Here is a 10290-nt window from a genome sequence, read left to right as displayed (position 1 = left end):
GGTTAGTTCCATGACTAACGGAACAGAACCGTCACTACCTCTAGAGATCACTGAACAGTTGGGTGTGATCTCGGGTCAGAAGGTGGGCTATGCCCGGGTGAGTTCAAAAGATCAGAATCTTGAGCGCCAGATTGAGCAACTTAAGGCGGAGAAGATCTTCACCTATTACACAGACAAGGCCAGCGGTGGATCGCGTGAGCGTCCTGGTCTTGATGAGGCGATGCGGTATGTCCGTGCGGGGGATCAGCTTGTGGTCACGTCGATGGATCGGTGCGCGCGCTCCCTAACGGATTTATATGCCATTGTTGACGAGTTGGTCAGCAAAGGGGTGTCGGTGAAGTTCCTCAAGGAGGGGCAGGTTTATTCGAAGGACTCCACCCCGATTGCCAAGCTGATGCTGGGGCTGCTGGGTTCGGTGGCAGAGTTTGAGCGCTCCATTATTAGAGAGCGCCAAGCAGAGGGAATCGCCCGTGCAAAGGAACGTGGTGTGTACAAGGGGCGAGCTCGCGCGCTCACTGATGAGCAGATTCTTCAGGCACGCGTGTGGGTGGACGCTGGTGTGCCGAAAGCAGAAGTTGCGCGGCGTCTGAAGGTGGGGCGAACCACGTTGTACAGCTATCTAGATGCGGCCGGTGGTAAATCTGCGCACGCTTAGTGAGAGATGTGTGGAGATCGGGAAGCTATACAGTCCGAGATTTCTGTGAGCAAAGACAACGCTTGCGCCTTCTTCAACGCCGATAGGCTCTATGCCTGCCTCTTGCTTTCCCCTTCGGCAGAATCGACTCTGTGACGAAACTCGGCGTCACCTCCGGGCGCTGCACATATTTACCATCAGGGCGCTTTCGCGTTCATGTCTTTACAGGACACACCTCTTGCACTATTACCCGCCTTATTTCGTTGATACGAAACAGGGGGGAGGTTTTTACGTGGTTTCCTGGCCTTGTTCGGGGTGGGTTCGGCACCAGTGCCGTATTTGTTGGCGCGACCAGTCTGCGGGTACACGGAAGTTCTTTCCGTTGACTGTTGTTGTCTTGTAGCGCGTCTCGGATGGCATGGGCGAGGAAAGATTGCGAGTCGGATTCAATGGCTGCGCCTCTGGTTGGCTCCTGTGTTGGAGCTGCCGTTTGAGTTCTTCGTTGGCACGGGTGAGTGACTCTACTTGCTGCTGTAGTTGGGCGTTTTCTAGCCGTTGCAATGGAGTCATAGACGGCGCACGTGTGTGACGAGAACGCTCTGATTGGGTGATTACTGTGAGGTCGGTATCAGCTTTTTCCAGACCGAAGCGCAATCCCTGCTGCTGTTCCGGTGTCCACTCCATGAGTCGGATCACTGCCGATAATCGGCGGGGATGACCATCAAGCCAGTGGGCAACGGTGTCGGCGTTGATCGGTGTTTCGACCTCAACGACGGTCTCAACAATTTCCCGCGCGACCTTTCCCTGGCTGGCTGCGCGCCGAGTCTCCCATGCTCGATGCCGGCAACTCGATGAGCAATATTTCGGCCTGCGTCCTCGTCCTTCGTAGTGCACGGGGTTACCGCATTCTGCGCAGCGTGCTGCCTTTTTCTTCGGCGTTGAGTCCATGGTTGTACTGTATCAATTTCGTGCCAACGAAATATATTAGGTAAAGATGCAAGAGGTGTGTGGCTTTTGGGCGGGTCAGCGCAGTCGCGCCACGGCGGGGATTTTCGGGGTAGCCGGAACGCACAAGGGTGCGACGTCGTGAGTCGGGATTGTGCGTGCATGTGACAGGTCACGGGTGAGCATCACCGTAGTGTTGAGCGTGTGACTTCTTCTTTTGCTGTAGTCGCCTTGGATCGTGGCGACATTCGGAAAAACCTCACCTCGATGGTCTCCCACTGGCGACCGCGCATTGACGAGTGGAAAGCCACCGACAAACGCCACACAGAAAAGTCCCACGCCCAACAGTTCTGGTCTGATCTCCTGCGCAGCTTCGGGGTGATCCCAGAGCGCATCGACTTGTTTGAACGCGACGCAGCGCGCGCCTCGACGGGCAATACGGGTTACATCGACTTGTTCTGGTCAGGTGTCTTACTCGGCGAGGCGAAATCGCTGGGGCGCGATCTCGACGTCGCATTTTCTCAAGCTTTGGATTATCTCGCGGGCGGTTCCATCGAACAGCACGAGTGGCCGAAGCACGTCCTGGTTTCCGACTTCGAATACCTGCGCCTCACCCAGCTCGGTGAGGACGGGTGGACACAAGTGTTCACCATCGACGAAATACCCGACCATATTGATCAACTGATGTTCTTAGCCGGGCAGGAAACCATCACCAAGCGTGAGGAAGAACAAGCCTCCATCCACGCCTCGAAGATCATGGCCAACCTCTATTCGGTGATGCTGGGCGAGGACGCGGACGAACACGTGGGCGATGATGCTCCCACTGATCCGGAAGAAGAAGACTGGCAGGTGCAAAAAACCTCCGTGTTCCTCACCCGTATTTTGTTCCTGCTCTACGGCGATGATGCTGGCCTATGGAATGAGGCCGATCTGTTCTATCGTTTCGTTCTCTACGACACCACCGGGGATAATCTCGGCGCGCAACTGAACATGCTTTTCCAGGTGCTCAACACCCCAGAAAACAAGCGCGCCCGCGTACCGGAATCCATGGCGAAATTCCCCTACGTCAACGGCTCGCTGTTTAACGATCCGATGCCGATGGAATTCTTCGACGCGGAGATGCGGGACGCTCTTCTATCGGCGTGCCGGTTTCACTGGACACGCATTAGTCCGGCCATCTTTGGCTCGATGTTCCAACTCGTGAAATCCAAGGAAGCCCGCCGTGGCGACGGCGAGCATTACACCCCAGAGAACAACATCCTCAAAGTCATTGAGCCGTTGTTCCTCACTGGATTACGCAACGAGGCCTACCGCCTGATCCGTGCCAAGAACACCAGCATCGCTGATCTGCGCCGCTTCCGTGATGCCTTGGCCGAGATGATCTTCTGCGACCCGGCGTGTGGCGCGGGAAACTTCCTCATCGTGGCCTACCGCGAGCTACGAAAAATCGAAACAGAGATCATCGTGGCGATCCGCGAACGCGAAGGACAGACCACCGCGTCGCTGGATGTCTCGTTGGATCAGAAACTCACGATTAACCAGTTCCACGGCTTCGAACTGAACTGGTGGCCAGCCAAAATCGCTGAAACCGCCATGTTCCTTGTTGACCACCAAGCTAACCGGGAACTAGCACTTCGCATCGGTGATGCTCCTAATCGTCTACCAATCAGGATCACCGCCCATATCCACCATGGCAATGCGCTGGCTATGGCGTGGGATGTGAATCTACCGCGCACCTCGGGCATGACCTACATCTTCGGTAACCCGCCGTTTATCGGCCAGTACACCAAGACCACCGAGCAGACCGAGGATATGAAGCGGGTCTGGGGTGCTGACTACGACGGGTACCTGGACTACGTCACCGGTTGGCATGCCAAAGCCAAGGATCTATTGTCTAGTCGTCCTGGTGAATTCGCTTACGTGACAACCAACTCGATCACGCAAGGCCAGCCCGTCCCCGCTCTGTTCCGCCCACTGTTTGATGCTGGGTGGATTATCAAATTCGCGCATCGCACGTTCGCCTGGGACTCCGAAGCACCAGGCAAAGCTGCCGTGCACTGCGTAATCGTTGGGTTCACAAAAAACGAAGGTGCGAAAAAACGGTTATGGGACTACCCCAAAGTCAAGGGCGAGCCTGTAGCAGTCTCCGTTGAACACGGCATCAATGCTTATCTAGTTGATGGTGCCAACGTGCTGGTCAAGAAAAGATCGAAGCCAGTGTCCAGTGAGTTACCAATAACACGATTTGGATCAAAACCAACCGACGGCGGAAATTTAATAGTCGAAATAGACGAGTATCAACAGGTTAAGAACGACCCAGTAGCAGCGAAATATTTGCGCCCGTTTCGTATGGGTAGAGAGCTGGTAAGAGGATTAGACCGTTGGTGCCTGTGGATGGCTGACGATGACTTTGATCCCAAAGACATACAAAAGTCAGTGTTACTGAAGAGTCGCGTAGCCCAGGTTCGGGAAGTGCGACTTGCCAGTAAGAAGAGAGCTACGCAGGAGTCTGCTTTAACCCCACACTTATTCCAAGAAAATCATCAGCCAGATGAACCTTACGTAGGAATCCCCGCAGTTGTTTCCGAGACTCGAAGATTTTATACCGCGCAGCTTCTTAGTCGGAGTGTGATTGCAGGAAACAAGCTGTACACAGCTGTCGATCCAGAAGGTCTTCTATTCGGATTGATTTCCTCTTCGATGTTCATCACATGGCAAAAGACGATTGGAGGTCGGCTGAAGTCTGATCTTAATTTTGCGAATACGTTGACCTGGAACACGTTCCCCGTCCCAGAACTATCCGATAGACAGCGAGATGTGATCATCAAGGCGGGACGGAAAGTTCTCGATGCTCGCGCGCTGCATCCTGAGCGCTCGCTAGCTGATCACTACAATCCGCTGGCCATGGATCCGGTTCTCGTCAAGGCTCATGATGGACTCGATCGAGAAGTTGATAAAGCATTCGGCGCGCCGCGCAAACTGACGAGTGAACGTCAGCGTCAGGAGCTTCTGTTTAGCAACTACGTGGAACTGGCAGGACTGGAAAAACAGTAGGCAGAAAAACGAGATGCTTGACGTCGGGCATCAGGATCTAGCAAAAATATATAGCGTTAAGGCGTTTTAATGATTTAACGTTAACGTTATAGTGTCCCGACGTTAACGTTATGACGTGTTAATGTTACATGCAGGCAGAAGCCATGTTTCTACACCAGGAGGACGATATGCGCGTTGCATTTATTCACACCAAGGGAGGTGTGGGGAAGACAACCAGTGCCTTAATGGTCGCTACGGCGGCAGCGGCAGAAGGTAAAAAAGTCACGGTCTTTGACGCTGATCCGCAAGGCTCTGCCACACGGTGGGCGGAAGTGGCCGAGCAGCGCGGCGAGCAGCTGCCGTTTGCAGTGACGTTCGTGACCGCCGAACAGATCAGCGCATTGCCCCGGCAGGAGGACGCTCTGCAGATCATCGACACTCCCCCAGGAAACGCTGAGTCTATTCAGTCCGCCATCGATACGGCCGATCTGATCGTGATCCCCTCTGGCGCATCACCGATGGATCTTGACCGCGTATGGCCAACCCTGGATACCGTCACCGGCCGTCCTGCCGGCGTCTTGCTCACAGGCGTGCTGATGCACACGAAGTTCTACACGGAAGCCCGCCAGCTGTTGGAGGATCAGGGCGTGCCGACGTTCTACAACGCGATTCCCCAACGCGAAGAAATCAAAGCATCGTTTGGCATGGCACCGACGCGTCTGCATGGCTATGACGATGTGTACCGAGAGATCGTAGAAATCGAGGAGATGTAAATGTCTACTTCCCGTCCCCGTCTTGCTGACACTATGCGCGAGAAGAAGAAAGCCCCACACTCCCCTGCCGTCCCCGTGGCAGACACATTCGCCAATCAGACTGCGAACCTCACGCGACGCACCACGATCTACCTCTCGGACGAGACCTGGAAAAAGCTTAAGCATTGCAGCGTGGAAGAGGGGCGCAACCTGTCCCAGATCCTAGAAGCACTTGCTGCTGACTACCTCAAAGATAAATAACGCTGCAGCGTTTAAACGCTAACGCTATGACGTTTGAGCGTTAGCGTTAAGACGCTAGAGCGTTTGCCGGGGCGGATATGTCCGTCGGTAGGGGGTGGCGTGGACGGTGGATGAAGTATTGTCGCGGAGGCTGGTGGATATAGCGGTAGGCATATCTAGGTAGCAGGTAAACATCTTTTACAACGCCCCGCTGGACGAGCAATCGCGGCGGAGACCTGAGGTGCGGAAAAGCTTTTAGCCCCGCCCGTTTACTCGATAACGTTATAGCGTTGAAACGTTAACGTTTTAACGCTATAAAGTGTTCAGAGGATATTTTCGCCCACCGATAGCACCAGGAGAACGCGCCATGCCCACCACCCGACAAGCCCACCACCCCAGCGGACGCGTCGTCTCCGCACGCATGACCGAAGACACCATTGCCCGCCTCGACATGCTGGCTGCTCGCACCGGTCGTAGTCGAGGCCGCTACCTCCGCGACGCCATTGAGGAGATGCTGCCTATCTACGAGAAGGCCTACTGGGGACACGCCATGAAGAAAAAGGAAGCGGACTTCGTCACCGCAGAGTTCCGAGAGATCATTCTGCGCACCATCGAAGAGTCCGAAAACAAGTGAAAACTAGTACGCATTCGCGGCGCGTAGTGCCGCTGAATACCAGCGCTGTAATTTAAGCTGGCTGCTAGACCAATTAAAAAGAGCGCCACACGGGTTGCCGCCCGTATGACGCTCGCTTATCGCCCAGGAATCATCTGGGGGAAAGCCTGAGTATGAGTTTACCCAAAATGGGTAACGCGCTGGTAGCAAGCCAGCGTGTCCCCACAAAAAAGTCCCACTGGGACGCAGCCCAGCTGATCACCCAAACCCTGGGTGCCACACCCACCACGCTCGGCTCATTCGGCGTCACCGAACAAGATCGCCAACAACTCATTGCCCACCTTGGGCGCAAAACCTTGCAGGGAAGCCCCACCCGCGACTTCAAGGCCGCCTGGCGCAAAGACAAAAACGGCCACACCGTCCCCAAGCTTTACCGCGTCGAAACAGCCGCGCTCGGACGCTGCCAATACGTCGCACTAGCGCACAAGCAACGCTCCGCCGTCCTGGTCGTCGATATTGACCGTCGTGGACACCACGGCGGAACGATTAACTGCATCGACGAGATAGCTCGCCAGAAACTGTCTGTCCTCGCTGCGGGCAATGCAGGACCCGCCTGGATCGGTGTGAACCCGATAAACGGCAAATGCCAACTGATCTGGATGATTGATCCCGTCTACACCGATGAGAGGGGAGACGCCTCTAACGCGCGTCTTCTGCGGGTAGTGATGACGATCCTGGCGGAACTGCTCGGTGGCGACCCGTCTTTCTCCCACAGACTGTCCCGCTCGCCGTTTTATACAGGCGACGATCCCACGGCATATCGTTGGCACGTACAACACCACAGAGTCGATCGACTCGCCCACCTGCGCGACGAGGTGAGAACCATGACCGGACAACCAGCCCACGCCACCGAGGCAAAGAAGCAGAACTTCTCTAGCGGACGTGAGCTGATCGAAGCTGTCCGTACACGGCGTGAGCAAGCCCAACAAGCCCATGCGCTTCTGGACTCGCTGAAATCAGATCTGCCTAGTGCTGATGCTCTCGACGGCGACCGTATCGACGGCGTCAAGGTGCTGTGGGTGTCAGAAGGGCGCGCTGCGCGCGATGAGACAGCATTTCGGCACGCTCTCGCCGCCGGTCATCGACTCCGGGAGGCAGGGGAGCGGATGACGGATGCGAAGATCATCGATGCTTACGAACGTGCCTACAACATCGCCCAGGCCGTTGGCGCGGATAACCGTGAGCCTGAGATGCCACCACAGCGCGACCGTGTGACCATGGCGCGCCGTGTTCGCGGTTACGTAATGTCTAACAACCGCTCATCCGGGGCGTCCGCCTTCAGCGGTGCTGCAGACGGCGTAAACGCCCGTGAACGCAAAGCTCTAGCCACGATGGGGCGCAGAGGTGGGCAGAAAGCCGCCGAACGGTGGAACGATAGAGACAGTGAGTATGTGCAGAATGAGCTGGAAAAGCTCAATAAGGCCAATAAAATCCGCAAGATTCAGGGGCAGGGAACCCGCGCCCGAGTTCTTGCTGTAGCAACCGAGTATCTAGTTGAAACTGGAGACCTTCCCGCAGGAAAGGAAATCGCAGCAGAGGTGGGGATCACTAAGCGCATGGCCAACCTACACCTCAAGGCGCTGAAGGAAGCCGGCATGCTCGGCATCTAGAGGTGGGAAATGCCGTAAGCAATACACGGTTCCCCTGCCCCTCTTTTGGGCAGTAAGTCTTCTGAGAATCTTTCTCTGAGTTCTCTGTTGAACATCCGTACATTGCTCGGTGAACTACTGGAAAGAATGCAATCTAAGTAAGGAAGCTACAGATGGAAATAACTGAAGAAGGTTTCTGGACGGTGTCTGATCTTCATTTGGGCCATCGTCTTGTATCGGAATTATGAGGGTTTGCATCAAGTTAGCAACACGATGAGGTGATCGTGAATACCCTTCGGGAGATTCCAGATGGGGCGACATTGGTGTGTTTGGGGGATATTTCGGTACGCCGTGATGACGAGGCGTTGCCGGCGGGCAGGGGCAGCTGATTTCCAGGCGTAGTAAGAGGACCGATTGATTTTCAGGACCTGGCATAACCGCTTGACCTCGTAGAGGTCTCGATGGTCGTCAACGAACCGGAAGCGGTTCACCAGTTCGTCTCTTCCGCGAAATACTTGGCCGCCTTACGAAGGATTTCTCGTTCCTCGCGGAGTTTGGCGTTTTCGCGTTCCAGTACGCGGATGCGCTCGGCGTCCGACAGTCCTGAGGCAGCGGTGGCGGAGTCCGACGCGGCGATGGGGCTGGCGACTTTCTCACCGTTGGCATTGGTTTTGGTGCCGGTGCCGAAGGCATCGAGCCAGCTGCGCAGCGAGTTGCGGTTGACCCCGAGATCGGAGGCGATCGCGTTGATCGTTGCTCCGGGAGTCGACTCGTACAACGAGACTGCGTCACGCTTGAACCGCTCGGTGTAGGTCTTGCGTGGCATGGTGGAAAGGTACCTTCCCCAGCGACATGCTGGTTTCAGCGTGTCCACCACCAGGGGGTCAGGTCCCACTTGCACATCCCTTCGCTGCGGAATATGGGCGACGAGAAAATAATAGAACTCGTCAGATTGATGCAAACTAGCCAGCTCACTGAAGGCGCCACTGGCAGAGTAATGGTGTTCGCAGCGGCACCAGAACTCCCCATAAAGGTCTCTGGCTCGATTCTGAAAGTTAGGTATGTCTAAAAAGCAAAAAAGCAGCACTCAACGAGGCAGCCAAGACCGTAAGGTGATGCATCCTGGGATATACGCAGAATTAAATGAAACCTTTTACCGAAAGCGGCCAAGCCTATTTTTCGTGCTCCAACTCGTGACGCTTACTTCTTGGGGCGTAGATGCAGAAGCTAGGCAAGCGTTCATTGATCGAGAGAGAAAATTTGGATCTTTCACAATTGGTGGCATTCAAATGCCAGACGAGGATGAGATCAATGGATTTCTGGTAGCCCAGGGTGTTATCGCATTTCACCACGCAGCCGAAACGGCACTTCGCTACTATTTTGCGCATCACTCAGGTGCAAAGTCCCCGTGGTTGCACATGTCGAAAGAAACCAGCTTTGTGAAGTTCAAGCGAAAAGTTGAAAACGAGGTAAAGAACGGGTTTGGGCATGACGACATAGCCCGCGTTTTCTATGGTGGTACCACCAGTAAGGAATCTGCACTCGACTCAACAGAAGAACAGTTTGAAGAGTCTGTTGAAGCCCTTGGAAAACTGCTCTACTTCGCAGCGGAAAGATACCTATCCGAGTCTTTCCTTTACAACGCAGCGAAACATGGGCTGACGGCAATCCCCGCCTCTGGGTTTAGCAGCCTGCACTACACCAGTCCAGGGGGGCAGGAATTTGACCTTTCCTACGGTTACCCGCTTACCCACTTGCATACGAAAGATAAGCCACAAGGAGTCGAGTCTGATACCGGCTATGTGACGACAACATCGACACTTTTTGACCAGGACCTTGTCGTCGTTTATCTCCTAGCCCGGGCACTCGATACTATCTGGATAAATGGACGACGGAAGCACTTAGGGCAACCTGGACGCGTAACGATGTTCACGAATGACGCTGTCGACGTTGCCCTCTATGGTGCGATTGAGTCAGCACGTCAATTGGCCCGCTCCATGACCTGGGAACTGCAAAGCATCTTGAAGGATGGCACCATCCCAGGAATGCACGGCTCTCTTAATATCCAATTTGTTCCAGAAGATTGGAAAGGGGCGACTGGAGAACCTCTAGGGATGGGACTTTGGGAGACTTCGCTGGAAGTTCGCCCAACTGACGAGGAAAACGCAAAGCTTGAGCAGAACGCGAAGCTTCCTGACGGGCAACATCTTCTCCCATTCTGAAATCTTTCCCCCGGGCATCAATGAGGTACACCCCAGGCGAACACTTTGCGAATGACAAGACTTCCTGTTCGCTAGGGTTAGTTCCATGACTAACGGAACAGAACCGTCACTACCTCTAGAGATCACTGAACAGTTGGGTGTGATCTCGGGTCAGAAGGTGGGCTATGCCCGGGTGAGTTCAAAAGATCAGAATCTTGAGCGC

At 54.8% G+C, this 10290-nt stretch carries 8 protein-coding genes and 1 pseudogene; 7 read left to right on the top strand and 2 right to left on the bottom strand.

What is annotated here, in order from left to right; all coding sequences use genetic code 11:
• Nucleotides 1-10 precede the first annotated feature (10 nt).
• Nucleotides 11-655, top strand: a complete 645-nt coding sequence (locus CS919_RS10500) for a recombinase family protein (RefSeq protein WP_099299412.1) — start codon at nucleotides 11-13, stop codon at nucleotides 653-655.
• Between the two features lie 267 nt (nucleotides 656-922).
• Here the strand turns inward: CS919_RS10500 and CS919_RS10685 are convergent, their stop codons facing one another.
• Entirely contained in the window at nucleotides 923-1582 is a 660-nt protein-coding gene (locus tag CS919_RS10685; RefSeq protein ID WP_143341806.1) for a coiled-coil domain-containing protein, read from the bottom strand.
• Nucleotides 1583-1846: 264 nt separating this feature from the next.
• Here CS919_RS10685 and CS919_RS10495 point away from each other — a divergent pair, with 264 nt between their 5' ends.
• The 5 genes from CS919_RS10495 (at nucleotide 1847) to CS919_RS10475 (ending at nucleotide 7887) form a co-directional block, all read left to right on the top strand.
• Nucleotides 1847-4633 carry a DNA methyltransferase gene (locus CS919_RS10495; protein ID WP_200818377.1) on the top strand — a complete coding sequence of 929 codons (2787 nt, stop codon included), beginning with the start codon at nucleotides 1847-1849 and terminating at the stop codon, nucleotides 4631-4633.
• Between the two features lie 143 nt (nucleotides 4634-4776).
• Complete coding sequence (locus tag CS919_RS10490) at nucleotides 4777-5385, top strand: nucleotide-binding protein (protein ID WP_234990917.1); 609 nt, start codon at nucleotides 4777-4779, stop codon at nucleotides 5383-5385.
• Nucleotides 5386-5625: a ribbon-helix-helix protein, CopG family gene (locus CS919_RS10485; RefSeq protein WP_099299410.1), complete on the top strand. Its 240-nt coding sequence runs from the start codon at nucleotides 5386-5388 to the stop codon at nucleotides 5623-5625. It abuts the gene before it with no gap.
• Between the two features lie 346 nt (nucleotides 5626-5971).
• Nucleotides 5972-6238 (top strand): ribbon-helix-helix domain-containing protein, encoded by a 267-nt coding sequence (locus tag CS919_RS10480; RefSeq protein WP_099299409.1) that lies wholly within the window; start codon nucleotides 5972-5974, stop codon nucleotides 6236-6238.
• A gap of 152 nt (nucleotides 6239-6390) precedes the next feature.
• Nucleotides 6391-7887, top strand: a complete 1497-nt coding sequence (locus CS919_RS10475) for a replication initiation protein (protein WP_099299408.1) — start codon at nucleotides 6391-6393, stop codon at nucleotides 7885-7887.
• 326 nt (nucleotides 7888-8213) lie between these two features.
• Here CS919_RS10475 and CS919_RS10465 read toward each other — a convergent pair.
• Nucleotides 8214-8692 (bottom strand): annotated as a pseudogene (locus tag CS919_RS10465) (transposase); the annotation flags it as partial.
• A 235-nt stretch (nucleotides 8693-8927) separates the two neighbouring features.
• Here CS919_RS10465 and CS919_RS10460 point away from each other — a divergent pair.
• On the top strand, nucleotides 8928-10088 hold the full coding sequence (locus CS919_RS10460) for a hypothetical protein (RefSeq protein WP_099299405.1): 1161 nt from the start codon (nucleotides 8928-8930) through the stop codon (nucleotides 10086-10088).
• Nucleotides 10089-10290 lie beyond the last annotated feature (202 nt).

This window comes from Corynebacterium dentalis (assembly GCF_900232865.1).
Lineage (GTDB): Bacteria > Actinomycetota > Actinomycetes > Mycobacteriales > Mycobacteriaceae > Corynebacterium > Corynebacterium dentalis.
This window is presented reverse-complemented; position numbering and strand designations above follow the sequence as displayed.

Excerpts from the sequence above, each read along its gene's own strand:
- CS919_RS10500 (WP_099299412.1), top strand. The coding sequence starts at position 11 with ATGACTAACGGAACAGAACCGTCACTACCTCTAGAGATCACTGAACAG.
- CS919_RS10685 (WP_143341806.1), bottom strand. The coding sequence starts at position 1,582 with ATGGACTCAACGCCGAAGAAAAAGGCAGCACGCTGCGCAGAATGCGGT.
- CS919_RS10495 (WP_200818377.1), top strand. The coding sequence starts at position 1,847 with ATGGTCTCCCACTGGCGACCGCGCATTGACGAGTGGAAAGCCACCGAC.
- CS919_RS10490 (WP_234990917.1), top strand. The coding sequence starts at position 4,777 with ATGTTTCTACACCAGGAGGACGATATGCGCGTTGCATTTATTCACACC.
- CS919_RS10485 (WP_099299410.1), top strand. The coding sequence starts at position 5,386 with ATGTCTACTTCCCGTCCCCGTCTTGCTGACACTATGCGCGAGAAGAAG.
- CS919_RS10480 (WP_099299409.1), top strand. The coding sequence starts at position 5,972 with ATGCCCACCACCCGACAAGCCCACCACCCCAGCGGACGCGTCGTCTCC.
- CS919_RS10475 (WP_099299408.1), top strand. The coding sequence starts at position 6,391 with ATGAGTTTACCCAAAATGGGTAACGCGCTGGTAGCAAGCCAGCGTGTC.
- CS919_RS10460 (WP_099299405.1), top strand. The coding sequence starts at position 8,928 with ATGTCTAAAAAGCAAAAAAGCAGCACTCAACGAGGCAGCCAAGACCGT.